The following is a 15,033-nucleotide window of genomic DNA, read 5'->3' on the forward strand; positions in this document are numbered from 1 at the left end:
GGCCAGTTCTAACGCAGCTTGGTCTTGCCATTCACCGTCAGCCAGTCCGGCCAACCCCAGACATGCTCGATCCCGAACAGAATAAGGCACAAAATCCCCACGCCCAGCACCAGCTTCACCCGGCCCATCGACGGCGGACGGCGCGCCCAACGCGCCATACGGATCAGCCAGATCGGATTCATCAATCTGTAAACCGCACTTTGCCGATATAAGGCAGGTTGCGGTTTCGCTGTGCAAAATCAATGCCATAGCCTACGACGAACTCATCGGGGATCTCAAACCCGGTCCAGGTTGCCTTGATATCGACCTCGCGCCGAGTCGGTTTGTCCAGCAACGCACAGACCTCCAACCGATGCGGCTGCCGCGACATCAACAGGTTTTTCATATGATGCAGAGTGAAGCCGGTATCGACGATATCCTCGACCACCAGCACATTCTCGCCCGCAATCTCACCGCGCAGATCCTTCAATATCCGCACCTCGCGGCTGGAATGCATCGCATCGCCGTAAGACGAGGCTTCCAGAAAATCCACCTGCACCGGCAGATCAATTTCGCGCACCAGATCGGCGACGAACACGAACGATCCGCGCAGCAGACCCACCACGATCAGCTTGTCGCAGCCCTTGTAATGTTCGGTAATCTCGCGCGCCAAAGCCTCGACCCGCGCCGCAATCGCCTTGGCCGAAATCAGCTGATCAATGACATAAGGACGCGTCTGCATGGGGACCTCTTGATTTCCGTTGGGTTTCTACTCAATACCTGCGCGCAAGTCACGCGATAGGTTCCCTGTGCCGCATCACTCTGAGTCCAAGCAGCTGCCATATCAAGCCGTACAAATGTACGACCTTGTCGCCGATGTCGCGCGCTACCCCGAATTCCTGCCCTGGACCGCCGCCGCCCGCATCCGCTCGCGCTCGCCCATCGCAGGCGGTGGCGAGGTGATGGAAGCCGATCTGGTGATCAGCTTCAAGGTTTTCCGCGAGAAATTCGGCAGCCGCGTCACTTTGCTTCCGACCGAGTCCAAAATCCTCACCGAATATATCGACGGCCCGTTCAAACATCTGAAATCCATCTGGACCTTCAAAGACACCCCAAACGGTTGCGATGTCTCGTTTGAGGTGGATTTTGAGTTCCGCAACCCAATCCTCGCCGGCCTTATTGGTCTGGTGTTCAACGAAGCGATGACCCGCGTGGTGCGCGCGTTTGAAGTGCGGGCGGCGAAACTCTACGTCGCAACAACCCCCTAAAATTTATCTAAAATTTGTTTCATCTTGGCAAAAATACTCTGGGGGTGTGGGGGCTAGCCCCCGCTCTGCGTCAGCCGCACCGCCATCGCCCGCAGTAATATCGCCAAGGCATGATCCCGCGCTGCCATCCGCACCCGGTCCCGCCCCAAAGCCCCAAACTCCACCGTTTCGACCACCACAGGCTTGCCCTTCACCGCCAGCCCAAAACAAACCCGCCCCTCGGGCTTAAATTCCGACCCGCCCGGCCCGGCAATCCCGGTGGTTGATACCGCAAGATCGGCCTGAGAATGGCGCAAAGCGCCCTCGGCCATCGCCGCCGCCACCGCTTCCGACACCGCGCCAAACTCGGCCAACAAAGCTGGCGAAACGCCCAGCATCTCGGTCTTCGCCTGATTGGAATAGGTGACAAAGCCACGATCAAACATCTCTGACGATCCCGCCACATCGGTCAGCGCCGCCGCGACCATGCCCCCCGTGCAGCTTTCCGCCGTGGCAATCCGGTAGCCCCAATAGCGCGCCAGCCGCAAAAGGTCCGCCGTCATCGTTTACCCCCTCAAGATCAGCGGAATGTGATAGGCCGCAGCCGCCACAATCGAAGCCCCCCCAGCAAACAACCCCGCCCACAGATCGTCAAGCATCACCCCCGCCGGATCATGCCGCCGGTCCGCCCGGCCCACCAGCCACGGCTTCCAGATGTCAAACAACCGGAAGAACAAAAACGCCGCAATCGGGGCAGGGTAGGGCAAAAACCCCTCATGGCCCCGCCCCCAGAACGCCGCCGAGGAAAACAGCAGCGCAATCCACTGGCCCGCCACTTCATCAATCACAAACTCTGACGGATCGGCGGTGGGCGTGTCGCGCAACTCGACGCCAACCGCCCAGAACCCCAAGACGGTGACGGCAATCGTTGCCACCAGCAGCACCGGAAACCCCAGATAACGGTCGATCAACAGCGCCATGATCACCGCGACCAGCGATCCCCATGTCCCCGGCGCAGGCCGCAGCAGCCCCGCGCCAAACCAGATCGCCAGAACCCGCGTCAATCTCATGCCCGCACCAAAGCGCAAGTCGCCATCGCGGCAATACCTTCCTCACGCCCCGTGAAGCCCAGCCGTTCTGAAGTTGTGGCCTTGACCGAAATCCGCTCCACCGCCACCTCCATGATTGCAGCCAAAGCCGCGCGCATCGCCTCGGCATGTGGCCCCACCTTGGGCTTCTCGCAGATCAAAGTCACATCGCAATTCGCCAAGGCAAACCCCTTCGCCCGTGCCAAGCGCATCGCATGGGCGAGGAAAATCTTGCTCGCAGCGCCCTTCCACTGCGGATCAGTGGGCGGGAAATGCCGGCCAATATCGCCCTCGGCCAAAGCGCCATAGATCGAATCTGTCAAAGCGTGCATGCCAACGTCGGCATCGGAATGGCCGAGCAGCGCGCGACCATGCGGCAGCTTCACTCCGCACAGCCACACCCCGTCGCCGTCACAAAACCCATGCACATCAAAGCCATTGCCCACCCGCAGATCCATCTGCCGCCCCTTCAAGATCGCCTCAGCCCGCGCGAAATCGCCGGGATAGGTCAGTTTCAGATTATCCTCGCAGCCTTCAACGATCACCACATCCAAGCCATAGCTGCGCGCCACCGCCACATCATCGGCAGCCTCGCCGGGATGCGCCCGATGCGCCGCCAAAATCGCCTCGAAACGAAAGCCCTGCGGCGTCTGTGCCCGAAACAACCCCTCGCGCGGCACCGTGCCCACCACCAACCCCGCAGCACCGCGCCACAACGCATCCGTCACCGCTAGCGCAGGTGCCGCCCCATCTGCCTGATCGAGTGCCCCGATCACCGAGGCGATCACAGCCCCAGACACCAAAGGCCGCGCGCCGTCATGGATCAACACATGGGCGATCCCGCGCCCCGCCAAAGCTTCCAACGCATTGCGCACCGAAGCCGACCGTGACGCCCCGCCGTCCACAATCAGCACATCCAACCCCAAACTTTCGACCAGTGCGCGATCCTCGGGATGCACCACCAGCACCCGCAGCATGCCCTCAAACGCAGCCACTGCATGCGCCGCCACCGCAAGCCCGCCCAAAAGCTGCCATTGCTTCGGCATGGCCCCCCCGGCACGCAAGCCGCGCCCCGCAGCGGTGATGATCGCAGCTGTTGTCATGCTGTTTCCTTTTCGCTCTATCTAAGCCAGCGGCGTAAGTCTGACAATCTGCCCCAACCAATGCCGAACTGGTCGCGAAATGCAGCACAACAGCCTAATATTTATGCATTGCTTAGAAATAGGGCATAAAGTGGAAGACCAGCCCTTGGCGAACCCCCCGTCCAAGCGCATGTTCCAGCCAAAGGAGCCGCAATGTCCCCCTCTCACGGCGTTCTGTCATTAGGCACACTGTTTCTGCACCCCCCGGTGATTCTGGCACCGATGGCGGGCATCACCGATCTGCCGTTCCGGCGGATGGTGGCGCGCTTTGGCGCGGGCTTGGTGGTGTCTGAGATGATTGCGTCCGAAGAAGTGATGAAAGCGCAGCCCCTTGCACGGGCGCGTGCCGAACTGGGGTTTTCCGAGGCCGCAACTTCGGTGCAGCTTGCAGGTCGCGACCCTTATTGGATGGCCGAAGCCGCCCGCTATGTGCAGGACCAAGGCGCGCAGGTGATCGACATCAACATGGGCTGCCCCGCCAAACGGGTGACGGCTGCGGGCGGCAACGGTGCTTGTGGCTCGGCGCTGATGAAAGAACCCGAACTGGCTTTGGCGCTGATCGAATCGGTGGTCAATGCGGTCACGGTCCCGGTGACGCTGAAAACCCGCCTTGGCTGGGATGATGCCAGCCTAAACGCGCCGCAAATCGCCAGATCCGCCGAAGCGGCAGGGGTGCAGCTGATCACCATCCACGGCCGCACCCGCTGCCAATTCTATAAAGGCCACGCCGATTGGGCCGCGATTGCTGCGGTGAAAGCCGCCGTGTCGGTGCCAGTGATTGCCAATGGCGATATTGTTGATGTGCCGACGGCCAGACAAGCGCTGACGCTCTCGCAAGCCGACGGCGTCATGGTCGGTCGCGGCGCGCAAGGCGCACCTTGGCGGCTGGCCGAGATTGCCCATGCGCTTTATGGCACGCCCGCGCCGCAAATCCCGCAAGGCGCAGACCGCGCCGATCTGGTGATCGAGCACTACGATCATATGCTGGCGTTTTACGGCCCCGACCTTGGCCTGCGCGTCGCCCGCAAACACCTCGGCTGGTATTTGCAATCCGCAGGCATCCAAACCAGCCGCGATGCCATCCTGACCGCCACCACCCCCGCCACCGTCCGCGCCCTGATCCGCGACAGCTTCACCGAACCGCGTGAGGTGGCCGCATGACCCAGTTCAATGGCGCAGCACTTTGGGCGTCTTTGCCGCTGCCCGCCTTGCTGATCGGCCCCACCGGCCTGATCCTTGACGTCAACCCGCCCGCCGAGACCTTCCTGAACGCGTCCTCCAAAAGCCTCGTCGGTCAACCGCTGCTGGACCGTTTGTCGATCGACGCCCCGATGGAAGATGCCCTTGCCCGCGTCCACGCCCACGAATCGCCCTTGTTCATCGCCGAGGCTGACGTGACCACAGGCGAGCGCGCCCCGGTGCAATGCGCGCTGCAAATGGCCCCGCTGCAAGACAGCGCGGGCTGCGTGCTGCTGCTGATCTCGCCGCGTGAGATTGCCGAACGCCTCGGCCGATCTATGCAAGTCACCTCTGCGGCAAAATCCGCCATCGGCATGGCCGAAATGCTGGCGCATGAGATCAAAAACCCGCTCGCAGGTATCTCGGGTGCAGCCCAACTGCTGGCGATGGGGCTTGGCCCGGAAGATTTAGAGCTTACCGACCTGATCGTCGAGGAAACCCGCCGCATCGTCAAACTGCTGGAACAGGTTGAGCAATTCGGCAACCTGCGCCCACCAGCCCGCCGCGCCGTCAACATCCATGACGCGCTGGATCGCGCCCGCCGCTCGGCTCTGGTCGGCTTTGGCGTACATATGAGCATCGTGGAAGATTATGACCCCTCACTGCCAGCGACCTTCGCCGACAATGATCAACTGATGCAAGTCTTCCTGAACTTGTTGAAGAACGCCTCGGAAGCTGCTGGTTCTAAAGGCGGAACCATCCGACTGCATACGTTCTACGACCACAGCTTGCGACGCCGCCGTAAAGACGGTTCCGGCTCCACTCTGCCGCTACAGGTTGAGATCATTGACGACGGCCCCGGCATCCCGCCCGGCATCGCCACCGATGTTTTCGAGCCTTTCGTCTCTGGCCGCGAGAACGGCACCGGCCTTGGTCTCGCCTTGGTCTCAAAAATCATCTCCGACCATGAAGGCTGGATCTCGGTTGATTCCGCCCCCGGTCGCACCGTTTTCCGCATTTCCCTACCGCTCGCACCCCGCGGGCTACCCGAGGAGTCCCACTGATGGATGGCACCATTCTTGTCGCCGATGACGACCGCACCATCCGCACCGTTCTGACCCAGGCGCTGACCCGCGCCGGGTGTAAAGTGCATGCAACCTCCAGCCTGATGACGCTGATGCGCTGGGTTGAAGAGGGCAAAGGCGATCTGGTGATTTCAGACGTGATGATGCCCGACGGCAACGGCCTTGAGGCCCTGCCACGCATAGCGCAACTGCGCCCCGGTCTGCCGGTGATCGTGATTTCGGCGCAGAATACGATCATGACGGCGATCCAAGCCGCCGAGGCCGAGGCATTCGACTATCTGCCCAAACCCTTCGATCTGCCCGATCTGATGAAACGCTCCGCCCGCGCCTTGGACCTCAAACGTCATGCGCCAAAACCCAGCCTGACCCCGCGCGAAATGGGCGACGATCTGCCTTTGGTTGGTCGCACGCCCTCAATGCAGGCCCTCTATCGGCTGGTCGCAAGGGTGATGAACGCCGATCTTCCCGTGCTGATCTCCGGCGAATCCGGCACCGGCAAATCTCTGATCGCCCGCGCCGTTCACGATTTCTCGGACCGTCGCAGCCAGCCTTTTGTGACCGCACAAGCCGCGGATTTGGCCGGCGTAGATGGCATCGCCACGCTTTTGGCCCGCGCCAAAGGTGGCAGCCTTGTGCTGGATGAGGTTTCCGATTTCGACGAAGACGCGCAAGCCCGCCTCGTGCGGATGCTCGACGTGATGGGCGACCACGCGCCGCGCATCATGGCCACAAGCCAAGCCGATCTGGGGCAAAAGATGGAAGCCGGGGTGTTCCGCAAAGACCTGTTCTACCGTCTCGGTGGCGTCACCCTGCAAGTGCCGCCCTTGCGCGAACGTGTCGAAGACATCCCGCTTCTGGCCGAACACTTCCTTGCGCGCGGCGAGCGCGACATGGGCCTGCAACGCCGCCTTTCGCCCGAAGCGATGGCGATTGTCCGCGCCTATCCGTGGCCGGGCAATGTGCGGCAGTTGGAGAATCTGCTGAAACGCCTGCTTGTCACCGCAACCGAGCCGGAGATCTCCAAAATCGAGATTGAGCAGGCTCTCGGTGCCACTCAGCCGGTGCAAATCAGCCGATCCGGTGGCATGGACGGCGAAAAATTGTCGGCCTCAGTGGCGCGACATTTACAGCGCTATTTCGATCTGCACGGCGGCCAACTGCCACCTCCGGGCGTCTACGACCGGATTTTGCGCGAAATGGAGGTGCCTTTGATCGAAATCGCCCTCGACGCCACTGGCGGCAACCAAGCCAAATGTGCCGATCTGTTGGGCATCAACCGCAATACCTTGCGTAAGAAGATCACAGACCTCGATATCCGCGTGACACGGCGGCGTAAGCTGATGTAAAACCGCCACAGGGCAGTGCTTCGCGCGTCATGTGATGCGAAAAGCACATGGCCTGTGGCGGGGACGACACTCCCCGCGCAAAGGGGGATACGTGCAAGGCGCTTACCGCAGTCTGACATGGGCCAAACTGGCGCGCCTGCGCCGGATGCGGCGCGTGCAAAACGGGCTGACCTTTGGGCTGGTGTTCCTTGGCCCGATGCTGGCGGTGGCGACGTTTCTGGCGCTGGGGCCGTTCAATCTGGGCGCGTCGTCGCAAAACCTGCGGCTGATCCTGCTCGCTGATATGGTCTATATCCTAGTGGTGGCAGGGCTGGTGATGGCCCGCGTGATGCGGATGATCGCGGATCGCCGCTCGCAATCCGCAGGCTCTGCGCTGCATTTGCGCCTTACTGGCGTTTTCGCTTTCGTGGCACTGGTGCCGACAATTCTGGTCGCCGTTTTTGCCGTGTTGACCGTGAACATCGGCCTTGAAGGCTGGTTTTCCGACCGCGTCAGCAATGTGGTCTCGGCCTCCTTAACCGCCGCGCAAGCCTATGAAGACGAGCAGACCAAGGCGCTGAAAGACGATGCCTCGGCGCTTGGCGCGTTCCTGAACCTCGCCAAGCAAAAGACCTTTTTCCTGCAAGACGATCAGGTGCGCCCGATCCTGACCCAAGGTCAGGCCGCTATTCAGCGCGGCATGAAAGAGGTCTATCTGATCGACGGCACCGCCACCTTGAAGACCCGAGGCGAGCGATCTTATCTGTTCGATTTTGAACCCCCCAAGCCCGAGGAACTTAGCAAGGCCAAATCCGGCGAAGTGGTGGTGATCCAGGATTGGGCCAACGACGAATTCCGCGCTTTGGTGCATCTCGATGCCTTCGCCGACCGCTACCTTTATGTTTCGCGCAAGGTCGATGGCGGAATTTTGTCACTTTTGGATGAGACCAAGGAAACCGTCCGGCTCTATCAGCAACTGGAATCCGAGCGTGGCAAGATCCTGTTCAACTTTGGCTTGTTGTATCTCGGCTTCGCGCTGATTTTGGTTCTGGCCGCCGTGTGGCTTGGCCTGTGGTTCGCCGAACGCCTCAGCCGTCCGGTCGGGCGCTTGGCCTATGCCGTCGGTCGCGTCAGCCAAGGCGATCTCGATGTGCAGGTGATCGAGGAAGAAGGCGATGATGAAATAGCCACTTTGTCACGCGTTTTCAACCAGATGACGCATCAACTTAAAGGACAGCGCGAAGCACTGTTGGATGGCCATCGCCAAACCGAACAACGCCGCCGGCTGTTCGATTCTGTACTTTCCAACGTCACCGCTGGCGTGATCGGTCTGGATGCCGAGGGCAATATTGATTTCGCCAACCGCGCCGCCGAACGTCTGCTTGAACTCACCGATGGTGCCGCAGAGGTGCCACTCGCTGCCGCCGTCCCGGAATTTGCCGCCCTGTTTGAGCGTCTGCGAGACATTGGCGGCTCCGCAGTGCAAGAAGAAATCCGCCTGACCCGCAAGGGTAAGCTTGAAAGCCTTTTGGTCCGCGTCTCGGTGCGCCGCAGCGAGTCCGGGCGGCTGGAAGGCTATGTCGTGGCCTTTGACGACGTAACCGAACTGGTCTCGGCGCAACGCATGGCGGCTTGGGGCGACGTCGCCCGCCGCATCGCGCATGAGATCAAGAACCCGCTGACGCCGATCCAGCTTTCCGCCGAACGCATCAAACGCAAATTCAGATCGCAAGTGCAAGACCCTGAGGATCTGGATCAGTATACCGAGGTTATTATCCGTCAAACCAATGACTTGCGCCGCATTGTCGATGAGTTTTCCAAATTCGCCCGCATGCCAGAACCGGACAGGCGTGAGACCGATCTGGTGGCCCTGTTGCGCGCTGCCGTGATGTTGCAAGAAAACGGTCAACCCACAGTCAGCTTTCGCCGCACGCTGGTTGAAGGTCCGCTGATGATGGAACTCGACGGCACGATGATCGGGCAGGCGCTGACAAACCTGATTAAGAATGCCGGAGAAGCCATTGAAACCCTGCATGAAAAGTTAAATCCCCAAAATCACAAACCCGAAATCCGCGTCAGCCTGACGGTGGATGAGACCGAAGCCGTGATCCGCATCATGGACAACGGCATTGGTCTTCCGCCCGACCGCGCGCGTCTGTTTGAACCCTATGTCACCACCCGCGAAAAAGGCACTGGCTTGGGTCTGCCTATCGTGAAGAAAATCATTGAAGAACATGGCGGTACGCTGACACTTGAAGATGCGCCCGTCTTTGAAAACAACGCCCACAGCGGAGCGATGGCGGTGATCCACCTGCCACGCGCTCCGCGCAAACGGGGCTTACGCAACACGGGCCAAACCGGCCAGGGGGAAAAATGAGCAATATTCTGATCGTTGACGACGAAAAAGACATCCGCGAACTGATCGGTGATATTCTGAAGGACGAAGGCTATACCATTCGTCTTGCAGCAAATTCTGACGATTGCATGTCTGAAATCAACGCCGAGGCACCCAGCCTGATGATCCTCGATATCTGGCTGAAGGACAGCCGGATGGATGGCATCGACATCCTCAAAACCGTCAAACGCGACAACCCGGATATCCCGATTGTGATCATTTCGGGCCATGGCAATATCGAAATCGCCGTCGCCGCGATCAAGCAGGGCGCCTATGATTTCATCGAAAAGCCGTTCAACATTGATCAGTTGATGGTGGTGGTCAGCCGAGCGATGGAAACCTCACGCCTGCGCCGCGAGAACGCTGATCTGCGGCGGCGCGATGTCAGCTCGTCCGAGATGATTGGATCAAGTCCGTCGTTTAGAACCTTGAAATCACAGCTGGAAAAGGTCACCAAGTCCAATGGCCGCGTGATGCTCGCCGGGCCTGCGGGGGCGGGCAAAGAGATGGCCGCCCGCTTCATCCACTCCAATTCCAACCGCGCGAGCGCGCCCTTCATCTCGGTGTCTTCCGCCACGATTGACGCCGACCGGATGGAGGAAGTGCTGTTTGGCCGCGAAACATCGGATCGTGGTGTCGAAAAAGGTCTGTTGGAACAAGGTCATGGCGGCGTTGTTTACTTTGATGAGGTGGCGGAAATGCCGCTTGGAACGCAATCGAAAATCCTGCGCGTGCTGACCGATCAGCAATTCATGCGGGTCGGAGGCTCTGATAAAATCCGCGTCGACCTGCGGGTGATTTCCTCGACCAGCCGCGATTTGCGCGCCGAAATTGCGGCTGGGCGGTTCCGGCAAGAGTTGTATGATCGACTGAACGTGGTGCCCATCGCCGTGCCGTCCTTGGCAGAGCGCCGCGAGGATATTCCTGAATTAACAACGACTTTCGTCGATATGTTCCACCGCACTCAGGGTCTGCCGCAGCGCAAGCTGACCGAAGAAGCCGAGGCAATGCTGCAGACGATGCAATGGCCCGGCAACATCCGCCAACTGCGCAACGTGATCGAGCGCGTGCTCATCCTGGGCGACGGCACCGGCCCGATTGAGGCGCGCGAATTGCCGGGGCAGGAAGCGCCAACGGATACCGGCGGGCGCATGGTGCTGGGGGGCGCGATGGCGACCCTGCCTTTGCGTGAGGCGCGCGAAGTGTTTGAGCGCGAATACTTGCTGACCCAAATTAACCGTTTTGGCGGCAATATCAGCCGCACGGCCGGGTTTGTTGGCATGGAACGCTCAGCCTTGCACCGCAAGTTGAAGTCTTTGGGCGTGGTCACCACCGGCAAATCCGGCGGGCGCGGCGATGACGCGGACGAAGACTAAGCCCAGTGTTGCAGAAAGAATCCAAATCAGGAACGTCGGCGGCGTTTTTGACGTTTTGCGCTGGAATCTGCCAAAGTTGCGCGACATAGTTAAACATCGGGGCGCGATAGGGCGCGCTTTTCGGTGCGACTGGCGATAAGGATAAGAAAAAATGGCCACAGACAAACAAAATTTGCAAGACGCGTTTCTCAATCACGTGCGGAAATCCAAGGTTCCGGTGACGATTTTCCTGATCAACGGGGTTAAATTGCAAGGTGTCATCACTTGGTTTGACAATTTCTGCGTGTTGCTCCGTCGCGATGGTCAATCGCAGCTGGTCTATAAACATGCGATCTCAACCATCATGCCGGGTGGCCCGGTTAACCTTTATGAAGGTGAAGACTGATCCCTGATCTTCCAGAAGATGACGATTGGCCGTTTGCCGACGGTGGCATCGACGCCTATGAAACGGCAGCGGCTCCGACGCGCGCCTATGTTCTGCACCCCGATCTGAAGTCGGTGAAATCGCGGCGCTTGCCCGAACACGGGCTGGCCGAGGCGGTCAGTCTGGCCGCCGCGTTGCCCGGTTTGGAGGTGTTGGGAGCCGAAGTTGTGCGCCTGCCACGGGTGCAGCCGGGGACTTTGTTCGGCTCGGGCAAGGTCGAGGAACTGAAAGCCATGATGAATGGGCTGGAGATTGACCTTGTCTTGGTCGATGGTCCGGTCACCCCGGTGCAGCAGCGCAATTTGGAAAAAGAATGGGGCGTCAAGCTGTTAGACCGCACTGGTCTGATCCTTGAGATCTTCGCCGACCGCGCGCGCACCCGTGAAGGCGTGCTGCAGGTCGAACTCGCGGCTTTGTCGTACCAACGCACCCGTCTGGTGCGGGCTTGGACACACTTAGAGCGTCAGCGTGGTGGTTTTGGCTTTGTCGGCGGGCCGGGGGAAACCCAGATCGAATCCGACCGTCGCGCGATTGACGATCAGGTCATCCGCCTGAAACGGCAGCTGGACCGCGTTGCCAAGACCCGTGAACTGCACCGTGCCTCGCGCCGCAAAGTGCCGTTCCCGCTGGTGGCTTTGGTGGGTTACACCAACGCTGGAAAATCGACTTTGTTTAACCATATGACCGGGGCCGAGGTTTTGGCCAAGGACATGCTGTTTGCCACTTTGGACCCGACCATGCGCGGGGTGGTGCTGCCGTCAGGTCGCAAAGTGATTGCCTCGGATACCGTGGGTTTCATCTCTGAGCTGCCAACCCAACTCGTCGCCGCCTTCCGTGCCACGTTGGAGGAGGTGCTGGAAGCCGATTTGATCCTGCATGTGCGCGACATCAGCCATACCGAATCCGCCGAACAGGCTGCCGATGTGGGGGATATTCTGACATCACTGGGCGTCAACAAAGCCGTGCCGATGTTTGAGGTCTGGAACAAGCTTGACCTCGTCGATGCCAGCCAGCGCGAGGCTCTGTTGGTGCAAGCCACCAATCGGGCAGGGGTTTTCCCGGTTTCTGCGCTGACAGGCGAAGGGGTTGCGGCGCTGCTTGAGGCCGCCTCTACCGCGTTTGAGGAGGAAAAATCGCAAGCGGTGCTGGCACTTGGCTTTTCCGATGGCAAGCGGCGCTCGTGGCTGCATGATGCTGGGATTGTGGTTGATGAAACCCAAGATGACGCAGGCTGGCAGATCACCGTGCTATGGACCGAGCGCCAACAGGGGCGCTACCGCGAGTTCAAGTGATACCTGAAGATAGCGCCGCAATGCTTTGTTATTGCGGCGCTTCCGGAGTCAGGATCGTATCCCCTACAGAACCGGCCCGTGCCAGTTCCGGGTCGAGCGACATCGGGATATACTCGCCGCGCCGCCACAATTCGCTGAGATCATCGTAGAACCGCGACAAAGGATGCCCGGATTGCCCGGTGGCTTGGATGAACACCGATGAATCCGGGTCGGCGAAATCATACACCCCGCGATAGCCGCCCGCATGGACGTTCAGATATGGGTTCGGGCCGGTGCCTTTGGTCCGCCCGCGCAGCAAAGTGGTGTCACCGCCCGAGGTCGATTGCCGGATGTTGACGAAATAGCGCAAGCCAGGCACATCGCCCAGAACCGGGTGATCATGCGTCGCCTGATGCGCGTCGCCCCAGCGCCAGCTTTCGACATTCGGGCCGTAAGTCTCGGATAATTCAAGCAAAGCCTGATCCAAGGCGATGCGTGCGATGTCGGTGCAGGTTTCCACCGCTGCCGATTGCACCACATCACACCACACCGACGCGCCACCGATATTGCGGTAAACCCGCTCGATAAACACCGGCTCGGGGTGGCTGAACTGATCCGCCAAGGGGCCGATCTCGTCGCGGGTCAGACGGTCTTGCAAGGCGCGCAGCCAAGCTTCGGCGATCAGCGGTTCGGGCAGATGTTCGTTCATCTCGCCGTTCCATTTTGCCATCAGATCGAGGGCCTTCTGCCGCAGACGCTCGGGTGTGCCTTCCGCCGCAGCCGCGCCAGTAAACCACAAATCCGCGCCGATCAGCGGCAACAGGTTGCGCGCGGTGGGGCTGACGGTATCCAACTGCGCCTCGATGAAACTGTCGCGGGTATGCACCTCGCGGGTTTTCATCAATGCCAGCCAGCGTTGAATCCGTTGGGTGTCGCCCCAGTCAAACGACACATGCAGCGGAAACGGTCGATCCACCGTCTTGTTGTTGGTGTTGCCCAGCAAGCCACTGGTTGGGTTCACGAATCGCGGATTATCCTCATAGGGCAGCATCCCGGTCCAGCGGTTTTTACCTTGCCAGCCGGGCGCGGGCATCCGGCCTTGGGTTGCATTCGCCGGATCGCGCGCAGGCATCGCGCCGATGGTTTGCAGCGCGATGCCATTCGCATCCGCCAGCATCAGGTTCTGCGAGGGGGCGACAAAGCCTTTGCCCGCCTCAATCGCCTCTGCGACCGAGCCTGCCGACATCAGTTTCATCGCCGAAGTCATCGACGTATCCGCACCCGACAAAGCCGTCCATTCCAGCGCAGCAACCGAGCCCGCAGGCGTCACCGAGGCCAGATCGTAATGCGAGCCCGGCAGGATCGGCCCGGCTTCTGACCAGCGCAGCGTCAGCGTCACCGGGCCTTCGCCCTTGATGTTCAAAATCGTCTGACGCGAGGTGAATTTCTTCGGCCCCTCCGGCGTGAGATACTCCTGCGAATTCTTAGGGTTAATCCTCTCGATCACCACATCCTGATCATCGAGATAGCTAGAGGTCAGCCCCCAGCCCAAACGCTCGGACCTACCCACCAGCACCAGCGGCATCCCCGGAATCGTGCCGCCAATCACTCCGCCGGTCGGCAGTTGCAGCCGGGCGAGATACCAGATCGACGGTGCCGTCAGCCCCAGATGCGGATCGTTGGCCAACAGCGAGCCGCCCGCCGCAGCCTTGCCCGGCATCGCCGCCCAAGCATTCGAGGCCCCGGCAAAATCGCGGGAATGAAACGGCGACAAAGGCGTGTCGAGATAGGCGGTCTTGGTCACAGCCCCCGAGAATACCCCCGGCATTAAGCTCGCGTAATCGGGCAGGGCGGCGACACCTTGGCCCGGATCATCGGGCAGAATATCGCTGAGACGCGCGGCAGGCAGCACCAGCGACATCTGTGCGCGCAAAACCTCATCCTCCAGATGCGAGGACAGTTGCAGCGCCATCAGCTTCAAAATAGCCAAAGAATCCGCAGGCGACCACGCCGCGATCTCATTTGAAAAGAAGAAGAACTCTGGCGCGCCACGGCCCCGCGCGCCAAGATTAACTTGGGAAATCCATGCGTTAACCCCCGCCGCATAGGCCTGCAGTGCCAAAGTCGTACGTTTGTCCTGCACCTTCACCGATTGCTGCGCCAGACCGTAAATGTCCAATCGCCGCACCAATTCATCAATCTTCACGGTGCGCGGCCCGAAAATCTCTGACAGCCGACCCTGCGCCGTGCGCCTTAGCATCGTCATCTGCCACAGCCGATCTTGCGCATGGGCGAATCCCAAAGCGAAATAGACATCTTCCTCGGTCTTGCCGAAAATATGCGGCACATCATTGTTATTTCGCACGATTTCCACCGGGGCTGTGATGCCCTTCAGGGTGAAATCCTCGTTATAGTCGGGCAGGCTGCGGGTCAGCACATAATAGACCAGCCCCCCCGCCAGCAGCCCCAAAGCAATCAGCCCGGTGAAGATGCGCATAAGCCAGCGGAAGGCGGTCAACATA

14 protein-coding genes are annotated in these 15,033 nt (G+C 60.3%); 8 read left to right on the top strand and 6 right to left on the bottom strand.

Annotation, left to right across the window (positions count from 1 at the left end; translation table 11 throughout):
- Window positions 1–8: 8 nt before the first annotated feature.
- Window positions 9–182, bottom strand: a complete 174-nt coding sequence (locus ACP7AP_RS14965; RefSeq protein ID WP_426035136.1) for a hypothetical protein — start codon at window positions 180–182, stop codon at window positions 9–11.
- Entirely contained in the window at window positions 182–721 is a 540-nt protein-coding gene (gene hpt, locus ACP7AP_RS14970; RefSeq protein ID WP_426035138.1) for a hypoxanthine phosphoribosyltransferase, read from the bottom strand. Before hpt ends, ACP7AP_RS14965 begins: the two co-directional genes overlap by 1 nt.
- A 67-nt stretch (window positions 722–788) precedes the next feature.
- On the opposite strand from hpt, the gene ACP7AP_RS14975 reads away from it, so the two are divergent.
- Window positions 789–1,247, top strand: coding sequence for a type II toxin-antitoxin system RatA family toxin (locus tag ACP7AP_RS14975; protein WP_426035140.1), 459 nt, complete (start codon window positions 789–791; stop codon window positions 1,245–1,247).
- 53 nt (window positions 1,248–1,300) lie between these two features.
- Here the strand turns inward: ACP7AP_RS14975 and ACP7AP_RS14980 are convergent, their stop codons facing one another.
- Genes ACP7AP_RS14980 through ACP7AP_RS14990 form a run of 3 tightly spaced genes read right to left on the bottom strand, consistent with a single transcriptional unit; the run spans window position 1,301 to window position 3,417 of the window.
- Window positions 1,301–1,789: a CinA family protein gene (locus tag ACP7AP_RS14980; protein ID WP_426035142.1), complete on the bottom strand. Its 489-nt coding sequence runs from the start codon at window positions 1,787–1,789 to the stop codon at window positions 1,301–1,303.
- Window positions 1,790–1,792: 3 nt separating this feature from the next.
- Entirely contained in the window at window positions 1,793–2,296 is a 504-nt protein-coding gene (locus tag ACP7AP_RS14985) for a phosphatidylglycerophosphatase A family protein (RefSeq protein WP_426035144.1), read from the bottom strand.
- A complete protein-coding gene (locus ACP7AP_RS14990) occupies window positions 2,293–3,417 on the bottom strand; it encodes a bifunctional 2-C-methyl-D-erythritol 4-phosphate cytidylyltransferase/2-C-methyl-D-erythritol 2,4-cyclodiphosphate synthase (protein WP_426035146.1) in 1,125 nt (374 codons plus the stop codon). Before ACP7AP_RS14990 ends, ACP7AP_RS14985 begins: the two co-directional genes overlap by 4 nt.
- A gap of 192 nt (window positions 3,418–3,609) precedes the next feature.
- Here ACP7AP_RS14990 and dusB point away from each other — a divergent pair, with 192 nt between their 5' ends.
- The 7 genes from dusB (at window position 3,610) to hflX (ending at window position 12,532) form a co-directional block, all read left to right on the top strand.
- Window positions 3,610–4,617, top strand: a complete 1,008-nt coding sequence (gene dusB / locus ACP7AP_RS14995) for a tRNA dihydrouridine synthase DusB (protein WP_426035148.1) — start codon at window positions 3,610–3,612, stop codon at window positions 4,615–4,617.
- Window positions 4,614–5,699: a two-component system sensor histidine kinase NtrB gene (locus ACP7AP_RS15000; protein ID WP_426035150.1), complete on the top strand. Its 1,086-nt coding sequence runs from the start codon at window positions 4,614–4,616 to the stop codon at window positions 5,697–5,699. Before dusB ends, ACP7AP_RS15000 begins: the two co-directional genes overlap by 4 nt.
- The gene (locus ACP7AP_RS15005; RefSeq protein WP_426035152.1) at window positions 5,699–7,066 is read left to right on the top strand and encodes a response regulator; all 1,368 of its coding nucleotides are present in this window, start codon (window positions 5,699–5,701) and stop codon (window positions 7,064–7,066) included. Before ACP7AP_RS15000 ends, ACP7AP_RS15005 begins: the two co-directional genes overlap by 1 nt.
- A gap of 145 nt (window positions 7,067–7,211) precedes the next feature.
- Window positions 7,212–9,422: an ATP-binding protein gene (locus tag ACP7AP_RS15010; RefSeq protein WP_426035230.1), complete on the top strand. Its 2,211-nt coding sequence runs from the start codon at window positions 7,212–7,214 to the stop codon at window positions 9,420–9,422.
- Complete coding sequence (locus ACP7AP_RS15015) at window positions 9,419–10,816, top strand: sigma-54-dependent transcriptional regulator (protein WP_426035154.1); 1,398 nt, start codon at window positions 9,419–9,421, stop codon at window positions 10,814–10,816. The genes ACP7AP_RS15010 and ACP7AP_RS15015 overlap by 4 nt, the downstream gene beginning before the upstream one ends.
- A 151-nt stretch (window positions 10,817–10,967) precedes the next feature.
- The gene (gene hfq, locus ACP7AP_RS15020; protein ID WP_426035156.1) at window positions 10,968–11,201 is read left to right on the top strand and encodes an RNA chaperone Hfq; all 234 of its coding nucleotides are present in this window, start codon (window positions 10,968–10,970) and stop codon (window positions 11,199–11,201) included.
- A gap of 47 nt (window positions 11,202–11,248) precedes the next feature.
- Window positions 11,249–12,532 (top strand): GTPase HflX, encoded by a 1,284-nt coding sequence (hflX, locus tag ACP7AP_RS15025; RefSeq protein ID WP_426035232.1) that lies wholly within the window; start codon window positions 11,249–11,251, stop codon window positions 12,530–12,532.
- Window positions 12,533–12,560: 28 nt separating this feature from the next.
- On the opposite strand, the gene ACP7AP_RS15030 is transcribed toward hflX, so the two are convergent.
- The gene (locus tag ACP7AP_RS15030; protein WP_426035158.1) at window positions 12,561–15,032 is read right to left on the bottom strand and encodes a penicillin acylase family protein; all 2,472 of its coding nucleotides are present in this window, start codon (window positions 15,030–15,032) and stop codon (window positions 12,561–12,563) included.
- Window position 15,033: the final 1 nt, after the last annotated feature.

The organism is Cypionkella sp. TWP1-2-1b2, from assembly GCF_049896245.1.
Taxonomy (GTDB): domain Bacteria; phylum Pseudomonadota; class Alphaproteobacteria; order Rhodobacterales; family Rhodobacteraceae; genus Cypionkella.

What these genes read in the sequence shown, in the direction of transcription:
- ACP7AP_RS14965 (WP_426035136.1), bottom strand. Translation starts at nt 182, where the DNA reads ATGAATCCGATCTGGCTGATCCGTATGGCGCGTTGGGCGCGCCGTCCG.
- hpt (WP_426035138.1), bottom strand. Translation starts at nt 721, where the DNA reads ATGCAGACGCGTCCTTATGTCATTGATCAGCTGATTTCGGCCAAGGCG.
- ACP7AP_RS14980 (WP_426035142.1), bottom strand. Translation starts at nt 1,789, where the DNA reads ATGACGGCGGACCTTTTGCGGCTGGCGCGCTATTGGGGCTACCGGATT.
- ACP7AP_RS14985 (WP_426035144.1), bottom strand. Translation starts at nt 2,296, where the DNA reads ATGAGATTGACGCGGGTTCTGGCGATCTGGTTTGGCGCGGGGCTGCTG.
- ACP7AP_RS14990 (WP_426035146.1), bottom strand. Translation starts at nt 3,417, where the DNA reads ATGACAACAGCTGCGATCATCACCGCTGCGGGGCGCGGCTTGCGTGCC.
- dusB (WP_426035148.1), top strand. Translation starts at nt 3,610, where the DNA reads ATGTCCCCCTCTCACGGCGTTCTGTCATTAGGCACACTGTTTCTGCAC.
- ACP7AP_RS15000 (WP_426035150.1), top strand. Translation starts at nt 4,614, where the DNA reads ATGACCCAGTTCAATGGCGCAGCACTTTGGGCGTCTTTGCCGCTGCCC.
- ACP7AP_RS15005 (WP_426035152.1), top strand. Translation starts at nt 5,699, where the DNA reads ATGGATGGCACCATTCTTGTCGCCGATGACGACCGCACCATCCGCACC.
- ACP7AP_RS15010 (WP_426035230.1), top strand. Translation starts at nt 7,212, where the DNA reads ATGCGGCGCGTGCAAAACGGGCTGACCTTTGGGCTGGTGTTCCTTGGC.
- ACP7AP_RS15015 (WP_426035154.1), top strand. Translation starts at nt 9,419, where the DNA reads ATGAGCAATATTCTGATCGTTGACGACGAAAAAGACATCCGCGAACTG.
- hfq (WP_426035156.1), top strand. Translation starts at nt 10,968, where the DNA reads ATGGCCACAGACAAACAAAATTTGCAAGACGCGTTTCTCAATCACGTG.
- ACP7AP_RS15030 (WP_426035158.1), bottom strand. Translation starts at nt 15,032, where the DNA reads ATGTTGACCGCCTTCCGCTGGCTTATGCGCATCTTCACCGGGCTGATT.